At 60.2% G+C, this 19,188-nt stretch carries 13 protein-coding genes; 5 read left to right on the top strand and 8 right to left on the bottom strand.

The features are described from left to right. Positions 1-12: 12 nt before the first annotated feature. Entirely contained in the window at positions 13-3,204 is a 3,192-nt protein-coding gene (locus ACEN93_RS02245; RefSeq protein WP_039768286.1) for an efflux RND transporter permease subunit, read from the top strand. After that, the gene (locus ACEN93_RS02240; RefSeq protein ID WP_039768284.1) at positions 3,201-4,622 is read left to right on the top strand and encodes an efflux transporter outer membrane subunit; all 1,422 of its coding nucleotides are present in this window, start codon (positions 3,201-3,203) and stop codon (positions 4,620-4,622) included. Before ACEN93_RS02245 ends, ACEN93_RS02240 begins: the two co-directional genes overlap by 4 nt. Positions 4,623-4,681: 59 nt before the next feature. On the opposite strand, the gene ACEN93_RS02235 is transcribed toward ACEN93_RS02240, so the two are convergent. The 3 genes from ACEN93_RS02235 to ACEN93_RS02225 are packed head-to-tail and all read right to left on the bottom strand — an operon-like array spanning position 4,682 to position 7,992. Further along, on the bottom strand, positions 4,682-5,662 hold the full coding sequence (locus ACEN93_RS02235) for an HlyD family secretion protein (protein WP_414881692.1): 981 nt from the start codon (positions 5,660-5,662) through the stop codon (positions 4,682-4,684). A 4-nt stretch (positions 5,663-5,666) separates the two neighbouring features. Then, the gene (locus ACEN93_RS02230; RefSeq protein ID WP_039768281.1) at positions 5,667-5,867 is read right to left on the bottom strand and encodes a DUF1656 domain-containing protein; all 201 of its coding nucleotides are present in this window, start codon (positions 5,865-5,867) and stop codon (positions 5,667-5,669) included. Continuing rightward, entirely contained in the window at positions 5,857-7,992 is a 2,136-nt protein-coding gene (locus ACEN93_RS02225) for an FUSC family protein (protein ID WP_495610972.1), read from the bottom strand. The genes ACEN93_RS02230 and ACEN93_RS02225 overlap by 11 nt, the downstream gene beginning before the upstream one ends. A 192-nt stretch (positions 7,993-8,184) precedes the next feature. On the opposite strand from ACEN93_RS02225, the gene ACEN93_RS02220 reads away from it, so the two are divergent. From ACEN93_RS02220 to ACEN93_RS02210, 3 genes are all read left to right on the top strand, one after another. Next, positions 8,185-9,240: a tetratricopeptide repeat protein gene (locus ACEN93_RS02220; protein ID WP_495610971.1), complete on the top strand. Its 1,056-nt coding sequence runs from the start codon at positions 8,185-8,187 to the stop codon at positions 9,238-9,240. Positions 9,241-9,369: 129 nt separating this feature from the next. Continuing rightward, complete coding sequence (locus tag ACEN93_RS02215; RefSeq protein WP_490841580.1) at positions 9,370-10,872, top strand: ATPase domain-containing protein; 1,503 nt, start codon at positions 9,370-9,372, stop codon at positions 10,870-10,872. Then, positions 10,869-12,539 (top strand): ATP-binding protein, encoded by a 1,671-nt coding sequence (locus tag ACEN93_RS02210; protein WP_103386109.1) that lies wholly within the window; start codon positions 10,869-10,871, stop codon positions 12,537-12,539. The genes ACEN93_RS02215 and ACEN93_RS02210 overlap by 4 nt, the downstream gene beginning before the upstream one ends. A gap of 13 nt (positions 12,540-12,552) precedes the next feature. Here ACEN93_RS02210 and ACEN93_RS02205 read toward each other — a convergent pair whose 3' ends face one another. The 5 genes from ACEN93_RS02205 to ACEN93_RS02185 are packed head-to-tail and all read right to left on the bottom strand — an operon-like array spanning position 12,553 to position 19,097. Beyond that, positions 12,553-12,930, bottom strand: coding sequence for a response regulator (locus ACEN93_RS02205; RefSeq protein WP_007954537.1), 378 nt, complete (start codon positions 12,928-12,930; stop codon positions 12,553-12,555). A 44-nt stretch (positions 12,931-12,974) separates the two neighbouring features. Then, positions 12,975-14,189, bottom strand: a complete 1,215-nt coding sequence (locus tag ACEN93_RS02200; protein WP_103386110.1) for a hybrid sensor histidine kinase/response regulator — start codon at positions 14,187-14,189, stop codon at positions 12,975-12,977. After that, a complete protein-coding gene (locus tag ACEN93_RS02195; RefSeq protein WP_039768269.1) occupies positions 14,183-14,776 on the bottom strand; it encodes a chemotaxis protein CheB in 594 nt (197 codons plus the stop codon). The genes ACEN93_RS02200 and ACEN93_RS02195 overlap by 7 nt, the downstream gene beginning before the upstream one ends. Continuing rightward, complete coding sequence (locus tag ACEN93_RS02190) at positions 14,773-15,606, bottom strand: CheR family methyltransferase (protein WP_039768267.1); 834 nt, start codon at positions 15,604-15,606, stop codon at positions 14,773-14,775. The genes ACEN93_RS02195 and ACEN93_RS02190 overlap by 4 nt, the downstream gene beginning before the upstream one ends. Next, positions 15,606-19,097, bottom strand: coding sequence for a response regulator (locus tag ACEN93_RS02185; protein ID WP_495610970.1), 3,492 nt, complete (start codon positions 19,095-19,097; stop codon positions 15,606-15,608). The genes ACEN93_RS02190 and ACEN93_RS02185 overlap by 1 nt, the downstream gene beginning before the upstream one ends. Positions 19,098-19,188: the final 91 nt, after the last annotated feature.

Raw genomic sequence — 19,188 nt, 5'->3', positions numbered from 1 at the left:
ACGACAACTCCGATGAATTTTTCCCAATTCTTCATTTCACGGCCGATCTTCGCAGCGGTGCTTTCGCTGTTGATCCTGATCGCCGGTGCGATTTCGCTGTTCCAGTTGCCGATCAGCGAATACCCGGAAGTCGTGCCACCGACCGTGGTGGTGCGTGCCAACTTCCCGGGCGCCAACCCAAAAGTCATCGGTGAAACCGTGGCGGCTCCATTGGAGCAGGCCATCACCGGCGTCGAGAACATGCTGTACATGTCTTCGCAGTCCACCGCCGACGGCAAGATCACCCTGACCATCACCTTCGCCCTGGGTACTGACCTGGACAACGCGCAGGTGCAGGTGCAGAACCGCGTGACCCGGACCGAGCCGAAGCTTCCGGAAGAAGTGACGCGCATCGGTATCACCGTCGACAAGGCTTCGCCCGACCTGACCATGGTTGTGCACTTGACCTCGCCGGACAAACGCTACGACATGCTGTACCTGTCCAACTACGCGATTCTCAACATCAAGGATGAGCTCGCTCGCCTCGGTGGTGTCGGTGACGTGCAGTTGTTCGGTATGGGCGACTACTCGCTGCGTGTATGGCTCGACCCGAACAAGACCGCTTCGCGCAATCTGACCGCGACTGATGTGGTGACCGCCATTCGCGAACAGAACCGTCAGGTGGCCGCCGGCCAACTGGGCGCGCCCCCTGCCCCGACTGCGCAAAGCTTCCAGCTGTCGATCAACACTCAGGGCCGTCTGGTCTCCGAGGAAGAGTTCGAGAACATCGTTATTCGCGCCGGCGACAACGGTGAAATCACTCGCCTGAAGGACATCGCCCGCGTCGAACTGGGCTCCAGTCAGTACGCCCTGCGTTCGTTGCTGAACAACCAGCCAGCCGTAGCGATCCCGATCTTCCAGCGTCCGGGCTCCAACGCCATCGAAATCTCGAACGAAGTTCGCGGCAAGATGGAAGAGCTGAAGAAAAGCTTCCCGCAAGGCATGGACTACAGCATCGTCTATGACCCGACGATCTTTGTGCGCGGCTCCATCGAGGCGGTGGTTCACACCCTCTTCGAAGCACTGATTCTCGTGGTTCTGGTGGTGATCCTGTTCCTGCAGACCTGGCGCGCCTCGATCATTCCGTTGGTGGCGGTGCCGGTATCGTTGATCGGTACGTTTGCGGTGATGCACCTGTTCGGTTTCTCGCTCAACGCCCTGTCGCTGTTCGGTCTGGTACTGGCGATCGGTATCGTGGTGGACGACGCCATCGTGGTGGTGGAGAACGTCGAGCGGAACATTGAACTGGGGCTCAACCCCTTCGATGCGACCAAAAAGGCCATGGGTGAAGTGACCGGCCCGATCATTGCGACAGCGCTGGTGCTGTGTGCGGTGTTCGTACCCGCCGCGTTCATCTCGGGCCTGACCGGTCAGTTCTACAAGCAGTTTGCTTTGACCATCGCGATCTCTACGGTGATCTCGGCCTTCAACTCGCTGACCCTGTCACCAGCACTGGCCGCCGTGTTGCTCAAGGGCCACGACGCGCCGAAAGACCGTTTCTCGCGAGTGCTGGACAAGATCTTCGGTGGCTGGCTGTTCCGTCCGTTCAACCGTTTCTTCGACCGCGCCAGTCATGGCTACGTCGGTACCGTGCGCCGGGTCATCCGTGGCAGCGGCATCGCCCTCTTCCTGTACGCAGGCCTGATGGTGCTGACCTTCTTCGGTTTCTCCAGCACCCCGACCGGTTTCGTACCGGGCCAGGACAAGCAATACCTGGTGGCCTTCGCGCAACTGCCGGACGCCGCGAGCCTGGACCGCACTGAAGACGTGATCAAGCGCATGTCCGACCTGGCACTGAAACAGCCAGGCGTGGAAAGCGCCGTAGCGTTCCCGGGTCTGTCGATCAACGGCTTCACCAACAGCCCGAACGCCGGCATCGTGTTCGTGACCCTGAAACCGTTCGACGAGCGTAAAGACCCGAGCATGTCCGCCGGTGCGATTGCCGGTGCCTTGAACGGCCAGTACGCGGGAATTCAGGAAGCCTACATGGCGATCTTCCCGCCGCCGCCGGTACAGGGTCTGGGCACCATTGGTGGTTTCCGCCTGCAAATCGAAGACCGGGGCAACCTGGGCTACGAAGAGCTGTACAAGGAAACCATGAACATTATTGCCAAGAGCCATAACGTTCCGGAACTGGCCAACCTGTTCACCAGCTACACCGTGAACGTGCCGCAGGTCGATGCCGCCATCGACCGCGAAAAAGCCAAGACCCACGGCGTGGCCGTCAGCGACATCTTCGACACCCTGCAGATCTACCTGGGTTCGCTGTATGCCAACGACTTCAACCGCTTCGGTCGTACCTATCAGGTCAACGTTCAGGCAGAGCAGCAGTTCCGCCTCGAATCCGACCAGATCGGCCAGCTGAAAGTACGCAACAACAAAGGCGAGATGATCCCGCTGGCGACCTTCATCAAGGTCAGCGACACCTCGGGCCCGGATCGCGTGATGCACTACAACGGCTTCATCACCGCTGAAATCAACGGTGCCGCAGCCCCGGGCTACAGCTCCGGCCAGGCCGAAAAAGCCATCGAGAAACTGCTCAAGGATGAACTTCCGAACGGCATGACCTACGAGTGGACCGACCTGACCTACCAGCAGATTCTGTCCGGCAACACCGCGCTGTTCGTGTTCCCGCTCTGCGTATTGCTGGCGTTCCTGGTGCTCGCGGCGCAATACGAAAGCTGGAGCCTGCCACTGGCGGTGATCCTGATCGTACCGATGACCCTGCTGTCGGCCATCACCGGTGTGATCATCTCTGGCGGCGACAACAACATCTTCACCCAGATCGGCTTGATCGTACTGGTGGGACTTGCCTGTAAGAACGCGATTCTGATCGTCGAGTTCGCCAAGGATAAGCAGGAAGAAGGCCTCGATCCGCTGGCCGCCGTACTGGAAGCCTGCCGTCTGCGTCTGCGGCCGATCCTGATGACCTCGTTCGCGTTCATCATGGGTGTGGTGCCACTGGTTTTCTCCAGCGGTGCCGGTGCCGAGATGCGTCATGCCATGGGTGTGGCGGTGTTCTCCGGGATGCTCGGTGTGACCTTCTTCGGTCTGCTGCTGACCCCCGTGTTCTATGTGCTGATCCGCAACTTCGTGGAGCGCAGCGAAGCTCGCAAAGCGACCAAGGCGCAAAATCTTCAAAAGCCACTGGAGGCGCACCAATGAGTCTGAAAGTCTTCCTGCCGAGCCTGCTGGTGCTGGCCCTGAGTGCCTGCGCCGTCGGCCCTGACTACAAGACCCCGACGACGGAGGCGGCGAACATCACGTCCGCCACCGACGGCGCCGCCGGCCAGAAGAACTTCGACCGTTCGAAATTCGAAGGCATCTGGTGGCAGCAGTTCGACGATCCGACTCTCAACCAGTTGGTGACTCAATCACTGCAAGGCAACCGTGAACTGCGCGTGGCGTTCGCCCGCTGGAAAGCCGCCCGGGCGATCCGCGACGACGCCAGCAACGATGCAATGCCGACCATCACCAGCCGCGCCAGCAGCGATCTGGCCAAAGGTCAGATCCCGGGCCAGACCACCAATCGGGTCAACAGTGAACGCTATGACCTGGGCCTGGACATGGCCTGGGAGCTGGACCTGTTCGGACGCATCCAGCGCAATCTGGAAGCCAGCGACGCCGACCAACAAGCGGCCGAAGCCGATCTGTACCAACTGCAAGTCACCATGATTGCCGAACTGGTGGACGCTTACGGTCAACTGCGCGGTGCTCAACTGCGGGAAAAGATCGCGCTGGCCAACCTGAACAACCAGCAGGAGTCGCGCAAGATCACCATCAGCCTGCGTGACGCCGGCGTTGGCGATCAGCTAGATGTTGAACGGGCCGATGCGCGTCTGGCGTCGGTCGAAGCCAGCGTGCCGCAGCTGCAGGCAGAACAGGCCCGGCAGAAAAACCGCATCGCCACCCTGCTGGGTGAACGTCCGGACAAGCTGACCGTCGACCTGAGTCCGAAAGACCTGCCGGCGATTGCCAAGGCCTTGCCGATCGGTGATCCGGGCGAACTGCTGCAGCGTCGTCCGGACATCCTCAGCGCCGAGCGCAGACTGGCTTCGGCCACGGCGCGTATCGGTGTAGCCAAGGCCGACCTGTTCCCACGGGTCAGTCTCAGCGGTTTCCTCGGCTGGACGGCCGGGCGTGGTTCGCAGATCGGTTCCTCGGCGGCCAACGCCTGGGCACTGGGCCCGAGCATCACCTGGGCGGCGTTCGACCTTGGCAGCGTGCGAGCCCGTTTGCGCGGCGCCGATGCCGATGCCGAAGGCGCACTGGCGACTTACGAGCAGCAAGTATTGCTCGCGCTGGAAGAGTCGGAAAACGCCTTCAGTGATTACGGCAAGCGTCAGCAACGTCTGATTTCGCTGATCCGTCAGAGCGAATCGAGCCGCAAGGCTGCCGACCTCGCCGAAATCCGCTACCGCGAAGGCACCACCGATTTCCTGGTGCTGCTCGACGCCCAGCGTGAACGCTTGAACGCCGAGGACAGCCAGGCCCAGGCCGAAGTGGATCTGTATCGCGGCATCGTCGCGATCTACAAGGCGCTCGGTGGCGGTTGGCAGCCAGAAACGGTGGCCAGCAAGTAATCGTTTTTTAAAGAGCTCCTTTGGTTGGCCGCAACCAACCAAATTTTTTGCCCCGCGTATCATTCGGTCGCGGGGCTTTTTTGTCTCTGTTTTTCATGATTTTCCAGCACTGTGACCGTCGCGGTGGTACCGGCTCTGAGTCGGTCCTTGCCTGCGTAATCAGGGTCGATGCCGATCCGCACCGGCACCCGTTGCGCCAGTTTCACCCAGGTGTAGCTGGGGTTGATGTTGGCCAGCAATCGACTTCCCGGGGCGTTTTCCCGGTCGGCAATGGCGAAGGCGATGCTTTGCACGGTTCCACCGAATTTTTCCCCGCTCATCAATTCGATCCGCACCCGATCACCCTCCTCGATCCGTGGCAGTTTGGTTTCCTCGAAATAGCCGCTGACATAAAAGGAGCCGCTGTCCACCAGTGCCAGCAGGGCGCTACCGGCCACCGCGTAATCCCCCTGACGGGTCAGCAGATTAGTGACATAACCGCTGACCGGCGCTTCGACTCGGGTACGTTGCAGATCCAGTTCGGCCTGGGTCAATGCAGCAATCGCCAGTTGCACGTTGGCTTCGGCGAGACCGAGATTGGCCTGATTGCGCAACAGATCGGCCTGGGCCACGGCCACGTCGGTACTGGACTTCTCCCACTCTTCCCCGGAAATCGCGAACCCTTGCTTGAGCGTACGTCGCCGGCGCTCTTCACTCTGGCGTTGTTTGAGCAACGCTTCGCTGGCGACGATGGCTGCTTGCGACTGCCCGAGCGTGGCCTTGGAGACCTCCACCGAGCGTTTCGCATGCTCGACCGCGAGGCTGTAACGAGCCGGGTCGATCTCCAGCAACAACTGGCCCTTGTCGACATGCTGGTTGTCCTGCACCGCCAGTGTGACGATGCGGCCCGAAACATCCGCCGAGAGTGTCACCACATCCGCCCTCACCCGCGCATCCCGAGTCCACGGGGCCCGGGTGTAATGTTCCCAGGCAAACCAGCCGAGCACGACGGCCAGCAGCACCACCGCCAATGTCGTCAATCGAGTGAGCAACGTCTTCAAGGTTTCAGGCTCCCATCAGCAGAATCAGTGCGGCGCACACACAGGCATAAAGGGCGCCTTCGAACAGCGCCTCATGCCAGACAAAACGCAGGACGCCGAGCCGGCGCAAACCCCAGTCGAGCAGCAGAAAAACCGGTATGGCCAGCAGCAAGGCCTGAGCGATAGGCGGCAGGTAAACGCCGCCGATCTCGAAATCAATGGGCAAGGATGGGCTCTCCTTCAGATCGGTCGGGCTGCAAATGCTCGCCATGTCGTTCCAGAAACGACACCACGATCAACAGGGCCACGCGCATGCGAAATACCGACCACAAGTGCGCATGGGTGGCGACATGCAAGGCATCCAGCTCATCGCCGAGCGCATGCAGCGTAGCCAGTAACGGTGTCAGGCGCACATCCGGTCGGCCGGCGACGAAACGGCCGGTCTGACGCAATGCCGTCGACAGCTGCCGATGCAAATCGTCCGTAAGCAGAGCATTGTTTTGCGCCTGTTGCCTGAGCTGGTGCATGGCCACGCCCAGCGCTACACAGGCGAGGCTGATTTCATACAGGCGCTGCATGTCCTGATCGTTGGCGGCTGGCAGCACGCCAAGCATCGAGGTCAGGCGATCGACCATGCGACTTTCGAAGGCGAATTGCTGTTCATCGGTGGCCGGGCTCTTGGTCAATTGGTAGACCTGCTCCCGCGCTTCGTTGTAGAAGCGCCGGATGCGCAGCGCCGGGCGGAACGGGAAAATCCAGGCGTAGACGATCAGAGCCAGCATCGCCGCACTGACGTAGGCCCCGGCAAATTCGAACCATTGAATGGCGGTGTTCTGCCCGGTGCCGACGTTCTGCGGGCCGAGCATCAGGAAGCTCGACAGCCCCAGCCCCATGCCGATACCGGCGGTGGCCGGGCTGGACAGTCCGACTGCGATCACATACAGCAAAGGCGCTAGCAACAAGGCCAACATTTCGAAATCGCTGATCGCCGGGACCAGCATGAACTGATAGAAGGCCGACACCACCAAGGCCAGTCCCAGCCCTCGGGCGTAACTCTGCGCGGCGATCAACGGGCGCGGAAACGTCGCCATCAACGAACACAGAATCCCCACCAGAATCATCCCGCCCCGCGCGCCGTCCCACGCGGTTTCGATCCAGATCAGTCCGGCCACCAACAATGCGCTGAAGGCGCGGATGGCGTTCATCGTCGCGAGGGTGAAATCCAGGTGCAAGGGGCTGGACTGGCCACGGAACATGCAACTGGCCTCCCGCCCTTCCTGTATCGCATCGCTCAGTTCGAGAATCTGCTCCAGTTGCTGCAACAGCCGCGCCTGTTCCCAGCGCAATGCCCACGCCAGCGAGCGCAGGGTTGCACTCATGTCTTCCGTCAATTGTTCGGCCCTGTAGGCGAGCCCTTCGAACTGCTGTTGCAGCGCGACGAACTGGTGCCGCGCCTCGGCCGGCAATGAGCGCCCTTGCAGTGCGAGCTGGTCGAGCAGTGCCAGTTCTTCTGCACGCAATTGCTGGATTTCCAGCGGCAGGTCGCCCTCCCATCGCTCAGTGAGCAGCTCCCGCTGGTGACGCAGCGCGGTCAGGCGTGAGGTCAGCAGCATCAGTTGATTGCCCAGCAACAACACCAGATTGTTGGCGCTGCGCAGGCGTGGAGCATCGAAATACAAGTGCCGGCGCAGACCTTCGAGGGCGCTGATTTCCCCCAGCAGCTGCATTTGCCGGCGCTGAAAGTCCGCTTCGCTTTCTTCGGTGCGAAGCACAGCGGCGGCATGGGTGGCGGCGAGCTTGATCACCTGATCAACCTTCGCGAAATAGTTGCGTGATACCGCTTCGGGCCGCGCCGTCAACAGGCTGACCACGCATACGCACGCCACCGCCAGCAAGGTTTCGGTGACCCGGGTCACCGCCAGCAGAAAGGTGCCGTCCTGATCCGGAATCGCCAGCAGCGCCACCACCACGGCGGTGTACCCGCTAAGCACGAACGCCTGGGAACTGGTATAGCGCAATAACGTGCCGCCGGCAGTGCACAGGGCCAGCCAAAGCGCCAGGGTCGTGATGAACGGCAACGGCGCCTGGGGAAAGATCGCCATCAGCAGCACTGCCACCACCGCGCCAAGGGTTGTCCCGATGATTTGCCCGAAGCTGCGTGCCAGCGCCATCCCGGCCAGTGGCTGGCTGATGATCACTACGGCCATGATCGACCATTTCGGCTGGTCGAGATCGAACAGAAACGCCAGGTACAAGGTCAGCAATCCGGCGACAATGGTGCGCAAACCAAACAGCAGTACTGCCTGGCTGGGGTGGATGACTGCCTTGAAATAAATGAGCAGGGACTGCATGGATGGCCTCGTAGAAACAACTTCTGCAAGCGTAGACACTGCATGGAGAGGATGACGGCAAACAGGGTCGACACAAGCTGTAGGTCGATTCAACGCCTGTAGCAGGCCATATCGGGCAGAGGGTTTGACTCACGGCGCGAGCTGACAGAAGCTTGCGACCTCCGCTGCAAAACGAAAGTTTCGGAAATTCGCATGCCTCAGTCTCGCCGCTATTTGCTCATCAGCCTCGGCCTTGCGCTGGTCCTGATCGTCGCCTGGCTGTCTTTGCGCAGCACTGCGCCGGTTGTGCCGGAGGCGATCAAACACGGTTACAGCGAAGCGCTGGCCGCTGCTCGTGCCGGTCAACCGGGGGCTGCGCGGATGCTGTACCAGCAACTGGGGCGCCCGGATCTTTCAGTCAAACGGCGTGTCTGGCTGCACGCCGAGCTGCCCAACTACCCGAGCCCCCAGGCCCTGAAACTGGCGGATGCCGATCTGCAAAACGAATCGCCGGACGTTCGACTGGCCGCGATCAAAAGCGTGACCGGCCTGGTGCCGGGCGGGCAGCGCAGCCTGCTGCTGGGCCCGTTGCTCGACGATGAAGATCAAACCTTACGCTTCGCCGCAATCAACGCCCTGCTCGGCTTGTCTCCGGATCAACTGGGCCTGTATTTCGCCCCGCTCCAGCAAGGCATCGACGTGTGGGAGCAGGCGCTCAGGGCCCAGCCGGAAAGCGCTGCCAATTACGCTCAACTGGCGCGCCTTTATCTGCACAACGCTGAATTGAAACAGGCACAGCAAGCGCTGGAACAAACCCTGCGCCTCGACCCCGGCAACCTGCCGGCGCTGGTGATGCAGATCGAAGTGCTCGACCGTCAGGGCCAGAGCGACGCTGCCCGACAACTGCTCGCCCGACAACTGAAGGCCCAGCCCGACTCGGCCTATCTGCAACATGCCCTGGGCCTCTGGCTGCTGCACCACGATCAACGCGAGTACGCCCTGCTCGGCTTGTCCAAGGCCGTGGAACTCGAGCCCGACAACAAGGATTACCGCTACGACCTCGCCACCACCTTGCACAGCGCCGAAGAACTGGAAGCGGCACAAAAGCAGTTGCAGGAAATCGTCCAGCGTCACCCCGCCGATCGCAAGGCGCGGGTGCTTCTGATCAATTACTGGAAAGAAAGCGGTCAGTTGCAGAACGTGCAGATTCTGCTGGCCCAGCTCGAACAGATGAATCCCGACGATCCTTCGCTTCAGCAAGGCCTCTAGCGGCCTTCTCGACACATCCCGCAAGAAAATCGGAACCGTCGTCACGGCAAAAGGTCAAGTAATCAGGCAGTGCCAAAACGGCGTTCGGCGCCCGCTGCCTCGTTTCCCCTAGTCATGAGAGGGCATTTTTTGTCTACATCGAACGCGTTGATCAGTGCAAAAGCCGCCACCGGCATCGAAGGGTTGGACGATATCCTGGCCGGTGGTTTGTCCCGCAGTCACGTTTTCTTGCTGGAGGGCGAGCCTGGAACCGGTAAAACCACAGTCGCGTTGCATTTCTTGCTGGCCGGCGCCCGAGCCGGCGAACGTTCGTTGTACATCACGCTATCCGAAACCGAGCGAGAGTTGCGCCAGGGCGCAGCGTCCCACGGTTGGGAACTGAACGAAAATATCGAGATTTTCGAGCTGACGCCCCCGGAAAGCCTGCTTAACGCCGAGCATCATCAAAGCCTGCTCTATTCCTCTGATCTTGAACTGGGCGAGGCGACCAAACAGATTTTCGAAGTGGTCGAGCGCTTCAAACCCACCCGTGTGGTGCTCGACAGCCTCTCGGAAATCCGCCTGCTGGCGCAAAGCTCCCTGCGCTACCGTCGACAGATTCTGGCGATCAAGCATTACTTCGTGCGCTACGACGCCACGGTATTGCTGCTGGATGACCTGACCACCGAATCCCTGGACAAAACCGTTCACAGTGTCGCTCACGGCGTGATTCGCCTCGAAGAACTGACCCCCAACTATGGCGCCGAGCGCCGTCGCGTGCGGGTGATCAAGTACCGAGGCCAGAAGTACCGTGGCGGCTTCCATGACTTCACCATCATGGGCGATGGCGTGCACGTCTTCCCGCGTCTGGTGGCGGCGGAGCATCGCGGCGATTACCCACGCCTGCAGCTGTCCAGCGGTATCAAGGAAATGGACGCTTTGCTGGGTGGCGGTATCGAGACCGGCTCCAGCACACTGATTCTGGGCCCGGCGGGCACCGGCAAATCGTTGATCACCATGATTTTCGCGGCAGCGGCCGTGGCGCGTGGTGAAAAGGCTGCGCTGTTCATTTTCGATGAAGAGCTGGGCTTGCTGTTCGAGCGCATGAACAACATCGGCATTGACCTCAAGGCTTTGCAGGCCACCGGCAATCTGCTGATCGAACAAGTGGACGCCGCCGAATTGTCCCCCGGCGAGTTCTCTCACCGGGTGCGACGCTGCGTCGATGAAGGTGACATCAAGACCGTGGTGATCGACAGCATCAACGGCTATCAGGCCGCGATGCCGGAAGAGAACGCGCTGGTACTGCACATGCACGAATTGCTGCTGTACCTGAACCGCAAAGGCGCCGCGACGTTCATGACCGTCGCTCAACACGGTCTGGTCGGCGACATGCAGGCCCCGGTCGACATCACTTACCTCGCCGACACTGTGATTTTGCTGCGCTATTTCGAAGCCCTCGGCAAGGTTCGCCGGGCGATTTCGATCATCAAGAAACGCACCGGCAGCCATGAATCGACCATCCGCGAATTCCGCATTTCCAAACAAGGCATGACCATCGGTGAGCCGTTGGAAGCTTTCCAGGGCGTGCTGCGTGGCGTACCCACCTACCTAGGCGCGAGTAACCCGCTGCTTAAGGATGAAAACTTGTGACCGTCACCGTGCCGCTGTCGGAACGGGCGCTGATACTTGCACCCCAGGGTCGCGACAGCCAGGTTGCTCTGATGATCCTCAACGAGGCCGGATACGGTGGCCTGATCACTCCCGATCTGGCCACCCTGTGCAACGAATTGGAACCCGGCGCCGGGCTGCTGTTGATCGCCGTCGAAGCCCTGCATGGCCCGGAACTGGAATCCCTGCTGTTATATCTGGAGCAACAGCCTGCCTGGTCAGATCTGCCGATTGTGTTGTTGACCCATCACGGCGGATCCGGACAGGGCCCCTCTTCGCAGCTCAGCAAGTTACTGGGTAACGTGACGTTTCTTGAACGCCCCTTCCATCCGGTGACGCTGGTCAGCCTGATCTCCACCGCCCTGCGCGGTCGACGACGACAATACGAGGCCCGCGACCGCCTGATCGATCTGAGCGAGAGCGAACGGCGCCTGCAATCGACCCTGGAAACCCTCGAGCAACAAGTCGAGGAACGCACGGCGCAACTGCGGCACAACGAGGAAGCGCTACGTCAGTCGCAGAAAATGGAAGCGGTCGGTCAATTGACCGGCGGTATCGCCCATGACTTCAATAACATGCTGACCGGCATCATCGGCAGCCTCGAATTGATTCGCCGTCGACTGGCGCGTGGCCGCACGGAGGATCTCGACAGTCTCATCGACCTCGGCGTGACCTCCGCCAACCGCGCCGCCGGCCTGACTCACCGTCTATTGGCATTTTCCCGTCGCCAGTCACTGGACTCAAAAGCGGTGAAGATGAACGATCTGGTGCAATCGATGGGCGAACTGCTGCAACGCAGCCTCAACGAAAGCATTCAACTGGACATGCGCCTGCACGAACAATTGTGGGTAGCCGAGGCCGACCCCAATCAACTGGAAAGCGCCCTGCTCAACCTGGTTATCAATGCCCGCGACGCGATGCCCGACGGCGGCAATCTGGTAGTCGAGACGAGCAATCAGGTGCTGGGAAGCGATTTCACCGCCGCTTACAGCAACCTGAAGCCCGGCGATTACGTCCTATTGAGCGTGACCGACAATGGTTGCGGCATGCCCGAGAGCGTGATCAATCGCGCATTCGACCCATTTTTCACCACCAAGCCGATCGGCCAGGGCACCGGCTTGGGTCTGTCGATGATCTACGGTTTCAGCAAGCAATCCGGTGGCCACGTCTCGATCGACAGCAAAATCGACGAGGGCACCACCGTCAGACTCTATCTGCCGCGCTTCCAGGGCGAATCGTTGTCTCACGCGCCAACGCACACGGAGCAGGCGCCCGACGCCGTGGAAGGCGAAACCGTATTGATCGTCGAAGACGATCCGGCCGTGCGGGTGCTGGTCAGTGCAGTGTTGAGCGAACTGGGTTATGGATTTGTCGAGGCCAGCGATGCCGACAGTGCCGTGCCGATTCTGGATTCGGAGCAGCGTATCGATCTGCTGATCAGCGACGTCGGCCTGCCGGGCATGAACGGCCGGCAACTGGCGGAAATCGGCCGGCAATACCGGCCCGACCTGAAGGTTCTGTTCATTACCGGTTACGCTGAACACGCCGCTGTGCGCGGCGGGTTCCTTGATTCCGGGATGCAGATGATCACCAAGCCGTTCACCTTCGATCTGCTGACGGCGAAGGTGCGGGAGATGATCAAGAGCTGAGGCGGTTCACGCCTCAGGCCAGCAGTTCCTGAATCTTCTCCTGCAATACATCCAGATCGAACGGCTTTTCCAGGATCGGCGCCCGGCGGGTGATGGGGCTGCCGGTCTCGCGGATTTCCTGCGGATAGCCGCTGATGAAGATCACCTTCAGATCAGGGCGCAATTTGACGGCGGGTTCGGCGATCTGCACGCCCGAGATGCCTCCCGGCAAACGAAAATCAGTAATCAACATATCCAGATGCGGCTTGCTCGCCAGAATCTCGAACGCCTGCTCGCCGTTCTCGGCCTGCAATACGCGATAGCCCTGCCCTGACAGATAGTCTGTCAGCACCATCAGGATCACCGGTTCGTCCTCGACGACGAGTACTACATCTTGTGCATCTACGCTCATGGGAAGCCTTTGTTCGGTCAATAGCTGCTGATACGACCGTGCGGTCACTCAGAGGTTGCGTTTGTTTCGCCGTTTTCCTGGAGCGGCAGACAAACGCGAAACAGGGCGCCCTCGTTGATCTTGCTTTCGACGACGATGAAGCCGCCATGGGCGGCGACGATCTGTTCGGAGATGAACAGACCCAGTCCGAGGCCGGCCACCACCGTCTTGGCGGAGACGCGTTCGAACTGTTGAAAAATACGTTTCTGATTTTCCTCGCTGATGCCGATGCCGTGATCCTGGACCTCGACACGTGCCTGGTTGCCCTGGCGATAGACGCGCACCTGAATCGGGCTTCTACCGCCATAACGCAAGGCATTGGTCAGCAGGTTGGAAATCACCTGTTCGATGCGAAACTCATCCCAGCAGCCTTCGACCGGACTCTCCGCTTCGAAGGAAACGGTGGTTTCCGCCGCCTCGATCTGTTGCGCAAAGTTTTGCAGCAAGTTGCTCACCAACTGCGCGAGATCGAAGCGACTCGGGCGAATCGACAGCTTGCCGGTGCGGATCCGCGAGACGTCGAGCATGTCCTCGATCAGCCGGATCAGGCTTTTGATCTGGCGCTCGTCGCGGTCAACCATCGCGTGCATTTTGTCGAGGGTGAACGCGGCAGCGTTGTCCCGGGCCAAGTGCATCTTGCGCAGTTGGGTTTCGAGGATAAGGCCGTTAAGGGGCGTGCGCACTTCATGGGCGACGATCGACATGAAATCGTCACGCATGCGTACCGCCTGCTCCAGTTCGCCCTGGGTGCTTTGCAGTTGCTGCAACAGCGCTTCCTGTTCGCGACGGCTCTGCTCCAGCGCTTCGACCTGTTGCTTCATCGCCTTGCTCTGGCGGTACAGATCGACAAAGACATTCACCTTGCTTTTTACCGCATGGATGTCCAGCGGCTTGTGCAGGAAGTCCACCGCCCCGGTTTCGTAGCCCTTGAACGCGTAATTGAGTTCGCGGCCAGCGGCGCTGACGAAGATGATTGGAATGTTTTTGGTTTTCTCGGTACCGCGCATCAATTCGGCCAGTTCGAAGCCGTTCATGCCGGGCATCTGCACGTCGAGGATGGCCATGGCGAACTCGTGTTGCAGCAGCAGCGACAGCGCTTCGTCCGCCGACAGCGCTTTGTAGACGGTGCGGTCTTCGCGTTTGATCAGCGCTTCGAGGGCCAGCAGGTTCTCGGGCAGATCGTCGACGATCAGCAGTTTTGCCTGGATATTACTCAGCATGCGATTCGTTCCAGCTCGACAAGCAGACGGCCGATGCCGTGTATGGGAAGGATGTAATCCGGTTGATGCGTTTTCAGTGCCGCGCGAGGCATGGTGGCGACCTGCGCCTCGTCGGGGTCCTGCACGATGGTCAGCCCGCCCAGGCGTTTGACTTGCGCCAGGCCTCGCGCGCCATCGTGGTTCGCGCCGGTCAGCAGCACTGCGGCCAGCGCCGGCCCATAGGCATCAGCGGCGGACTCGAACAGGAAATCGATCGAAGGCCGCGAATGGTGCAAGCGGTCTTCAAGGCTCAGCGACAGACTGAGGTCCTGCTCCACCGACAGGTGATAACCCGGCGTCGCGAAGTACACGGTGCCGGGCGTGATGTCCTGTTTATCGATGGCTTCTGCTACCGGCAGCGCCAGCCGCCGGGCGAACACCTCGGCGAGCTGGCTGCGGCGCTCTTCCGGCAAATGCAGCACGATGATGATCGGCAGACCGAACCCGGCCCGCAGCGAGCCAAGCATGGTCAGCAAGGCCTCGACGCCACCGGCGGAAGCCCCGACCACAATCGCCTCGACCCGAGGCAAATCCGCTGCACTGTTCATGATTTGCGGTAGATCCGTTCTTGTTTCACCAGCGGTTCGAACTGGTTGGAATAGCCGGAAAAATCCAGGGTTTCCTTGCTGCCCAGCACGAGGAAGCCACGGTGGCACAGCGATTCATGGAACAACCCGAACGCTCGATCCTGAAGTTTTTTGTTGAAGTAAATCAACACGTTACGACATGAAATTAATTGAGTTTCGGAGAATACACTATCGGTCGCCAGGCTGTGATCGGCGAAGGTCACGTTTTCACACAGGCTCTTGTCGAAAATCGCGTAGCCGTACGCCGCAGTGTAGTAGTCGGCGAACGAGCGCTGACCGCCGGCCTGCTGATAGTTGGCCGTATAGGCGCGCACGTTCTCCATCGAAAAGATCCCCTGCTTGGCCTTGTCCAGCGAGCGCGGGTTGATGTCGGTGGCGTAGATGATCGTACGATCAAGCAGGCCTTCTTCGCGCAGCAGGATCGCCATCGAGTAGACCTCCTCACCGGTACTGCAACCGGCGATCCAGATCTTGATCGACGGATAGGTCTTGAGCAGCGGCACCACCTCCTGACGGATCGCCAGGAAGTGCGATGGATCGCGGAACATCTCGCTGACCGGGATCGTCAGCAATTGCAGCAACTGCATGAACGCCGTCGGGTCATGCAGGACTTTCTCCTGCAAGGCCGAGATGGTCGCGCACTCGAACTGGCTCAACGCATGTTGCACACGGCGCTTGATCGAAGCGCCGGAGTAATCGCGAAAATCGTAGCTGTACTTGAGATAAATCGCCTCGATCAGCAACCGCAGTTCGATTTCACTGTTCCGCTCAACGGAATTACTACGTTCCACTAAATGCGTTCCATCTTGGGTAACCACACGCGAATCAGCGAGAACAGGCGATCCAGGTCAATGGGCTTGGCCAGGTAATCATTGGCACCCGCCTGCAGGCAGCGCTCCTGATCGTCCTTCATGGCCTTGGCCGTCACCGCGATGATCGGCAGCTTGCGCCAGCGCGGATCCTTGCGGATTTCCATGGTGGCTTCAAAACCATCCATTTCCGGCATCATCACGTCCATCAGCACCAGGTCGATGTCCTCGACTTCATTCAGTTTTTCAATCGCTTCGCGACCGTTTCGGCCAATCACCACGACTGCACCCTTGGTTTCCAGCGCACTGGTCAGGGCGAAAATATTACGTACATCGTCGTCCACCAGCAGCACCTTGCGTCCTTCGAAGACCTTATCGCGGCTGCGGGCGGTCTTGAGCATCTTCTGCCGTTCATGGGACAACTGCGATTCGACTTTGTGCAGAAAGAGTGTGACCTCATCCAGCAGACGTTCGGGCGACCGTGCGCCCTTGATGATGATCGAACGCGAGTACTTGCGCAGTTCGGCTTCTTCGTCGCGGGTCAGATTGCGCCCTGTGTAGACAATGACCGGCGGGAACGAGCAGATGTCCTCGGTGGACATGCGCTTGAGCAGATCGTTGCCAAGCATGTCCGGCAGCTTCAGATCGATGACCATGCAATCGAAAATCGTCGTGCGCAACAACTCCAGCGCGTCCTGCGCCAGGCCTACAGCGGTGATTTCGATGTCGTCGTCGCCGATCAGGCGGGCAATGCTTTCCCGCTGCAGATCGTCGTCCTCCACCAGCAGCACACGTTTGACCTTCTGCGTGAGCTTGGCTTCGAGACGGGCGAACACGTCCTTGAGCTCTTCGCGAGTGGTCGGCTTGACCGCGTAACCGATGGCGCCCATGTGCATGGCCGCTTCGACGCGGTCTTCCACGGAAATTACGTGCACGGGGATGTGCCGGGTCTGAGCGTTTTCCTTCAGACGCTGAAGAACGGTCAGGCCCGAATGGTCCGGCAGGCGCATGTCCAGCAGGATCGCGTCCGGCACGAACTCTTGCGCCAGGTCATAACCTTCATCCGCCCCGTGCGCGACCAGGCACTGGTAGCCCAGTTCATGGGCCAGGTCATAGAGGATGTGGGCGAAATTCGGTTCGTCTTCCACCACCAGAATGCAGCGGGTATCGAACGGCGCTTTATTGCGGTCATCGTTGAAGCGCGGAATGTCGACAGAGGCCAGCGGCGAAACCGTCACGGCGGATGCAATGACCGGAGCGGCAGCGGGCGGGCTGAACGTCAGCGGCGCGACCGGCGCGTCGCCCGGCTCGCGGTATTGTTGCGGCAACACCAGGGTGAAGGCACTGCCCTGCCCCGGCGCGCTGCTGACGCTGATTGAACCGCCCAGCAACGTCGCCAGATCCCGGGAAATCGACAGCCCCAACCCGGTGCCGCCATATTTGCGGTTGGTGGTGCCGTCGGCCTGGCGGAAGGCTTCGAAAATGCTTTCCTGTTGATCCTGCGCAATCCCGATCCCCGAGTCGCGCACGATGAAAGCAATGCGATCGTCCGGCTGGCCGGCGATGGTCAGGCTGACCGTGCCCTGTTCGGTGAATTTCACGGCGTTGGACAGCAGGTTCTTGATCACCTGCTCCAGACGCTGGCGGTCGGTAAACAAGGTGATGGGCGCATCGGGCTGCAACTCGACGGTGAACGTCAGTTTCTTGTCCGCGGCCAGCGGTTCGAACACGCTGCGCAGGCCATCAGCCAGGCGCGCCACGCTGGTGTTTTCCGGCATCACCTCGAGTTTGCCGGCTTCCACCTTGGAGATGTCGAGAATGTCGTTGATCAGGTTGAGCAGATCGTTGCCGGCAGAGTAGATCGACTCGGCAAACTTGACCTGCTCGGCGCTGAGATTGTCCTGCGGGTTTTCTGCCAGCAGCTTGGCCAGAATCAGCGAACTGTTCAGCGGCGTGCGCAGCTCGTGGGACATGTTGGCGAGGAATTCAGACTTGTACTTGCTCGAGCGCTGCAACTCTTCGGCGCGTTCTTCGAGTTGTACCTGGGCCAGATTGAGCTCGGTGTTCTTCTGGTCCATGGCGTCGCGCTGCTCGGCCAGGGTCTGGGCCTGTTCGGCCAGTTGCTCGTTGGTCTGTTCCAGCTCGACTTGCTGGGTTTCCAGATGCGCCTGGGATTCCTTGAGAATCCGCGATTGCTCCTCCAACTCTTCGTTGGCGGTTTTCAGCTCTTCCTGCTGCACCTGCAACTCTTCGTTGAGTTGCTGGGTTTCGGCCAGCACTTCCTGCAAGCGCTGGCGATAGCGCGCCGCTTCGATGGAGGTGCCGATATTGCCGGCGATCAGTTCCAGCAGCGCCACATCACGGTCGGTGAGCGGACGCAGGAAACCGAGCTCGATTACGCCGTTGACCCGCTCGTCATCACTGGTAGGTACCACCAGCACGCTGTGCGGCAGGCCTTCGCCCAGACCGGAACTGACCTTGAAGTAGTCGGACGGCACTGAATCGAGACGAAGCAGCCGAGCCTGCTGTGCGACCTGTCCGACAAGGCCTTCATCGCTGTAGATCAATTGATTCTGCTGTTCCTGTTCGCGGGAGAATCCGTAAGTCGCCACGCGTTTGAGGCCGCCATGTTCCTCGCGCACATACAACGCGGCCACGGCGGTGCCGAGGTACTGGGCGCAGAATTGCAGAATATTGCGCCCCAGCAGATTGACCGTCAGTTGCCCCAGCACTTGCTCGGCGAGCTGGGTCTGGCCGTTGCGCAACCAGGCTTGCTGTTCCAGACGTTTTGCACTGGCCTCTTGCGCCGCCAGGGTCGCGCCATAGCTTTGCGACAGGTTGACCAGATCGCGCCGACCGACATAGGCCAGCAGACCGCTGATGCCGGCCACGAACAGCAGATAAAGGCTGATGCTCCAGACCGTGGTGCGGCGCACGTCTTCGTTGCGCGAGGCGCGCAGCAACTGCTCGGTTTCAATCACATCTTCGAACTGTTTACGTATTTCATCGGTCAGGCGCTTGCCCTTCCCCGCTTTGACCGCCGACTTGTAATCGCCACTGGCCCGTTGCAGATCGATCATCGATTGCGCATACGTCGCCCACTCGGTTTGCAGCGCCTGAAGTCGACGCAGGCGATCGGTCTGCGCCGGATTGTCGGCAGTCAGCTCAAGCAACGTGTTGAGTGCCACGGCAATCCGGGGCTTGGCCGTCTCGTACGGGTCGAGGAAGTGCTCGTCGCCGCTGAGCAGATACCCGCGCATGCCGGTTTCCAGATCCACGGTGAGTTTCACCGCTTCGTTGGCGTTATTGATCACCCGGTCGGTGTGCTCCACCCACTGAATCACGGACAACAAATAGGTGATCAATGAAATGAAGAACACGGCACTGATGACGCCGACGCCCAACGGCAAACTGACGTTGCGGGTCAGGAGTTTGCGAAACCGTTGCTCATCAACCGAAGACGGAGAGGACATGTGGCAGCCTTGTCGAACTGTTGAAAACCAGGGAGTTTGCCCCAAAACGGCACCATGGATCCATTTTTCTCACAGCTTTAGTACTGTTTTC

It is taken from the genome of Pseudomonas sp. Pseusp21, from assembly GCF_059492145.1.
This window is presented reverse-complemented; position numbering and strand designations above follow the sequence as displayed.

Bases quoted from the DNA above. Each gene is read 5' to 3' on its own strand.
- ACEN93_RS02240 (WP_039768284.1), top strand. From the start codon at position 3,201: ATGAGTCTGAAAGTCTTCCTGCCGAGCCTGCTGGTGCTGGCCCTGAGT.
- ACEN93_RS02205 (WP_007954537.1), bottom strand. From the start codon at position 12,930: ATGAGCGTAGATGCACAAGATGTAGTACTCGTCGTCGAGGACGAACCG.
- ACEN93_RS02220 (WP_495610971.1), top strand. From the start codon at position 8,185: ATGCCTCAGTCTCGCCGCTATTTGCTCATCAGCCTCGGCCTTGCGCTG.
- ACEN93_RS02245 (WP_039768286.1), top strand. From the start codon at position 13: ATGAATTTTTCCCAATTCTTCATTTCACGGCCGATCTTCGCAGCGGTG.
- ACEN93_RS02225 (WP_495610972.1), bottom strand. From the start codon at position 7,992: ATGCAGTCCCTGCTCATTTATTTCAAGGCAGTCATCCACCCCAGCCAG.
- ACEN93_RS02200 (WP_103386110.1), bottom strand. From the start codon at position 14,189: ATGCTGAGTAATATCCAGGCAAAACTGCTGATCGTCGACGATCTGCCC.
- ACEN93_RS02195 (WP_039768269.1), bottom strand. From the start codon at position 14,776: ATGAACAGTGCAGCGGATTTGCCTCGGGTCGAGGCGATTGTGGTCGGG.
- ACEN93_RS02185 (WP_495610970.1), bottom strand. From the start codon at position 19,097: ATGTCCTCTCCGTCTTCGGTTGATGAGCAACGGTTTCGCAAACTCCTG.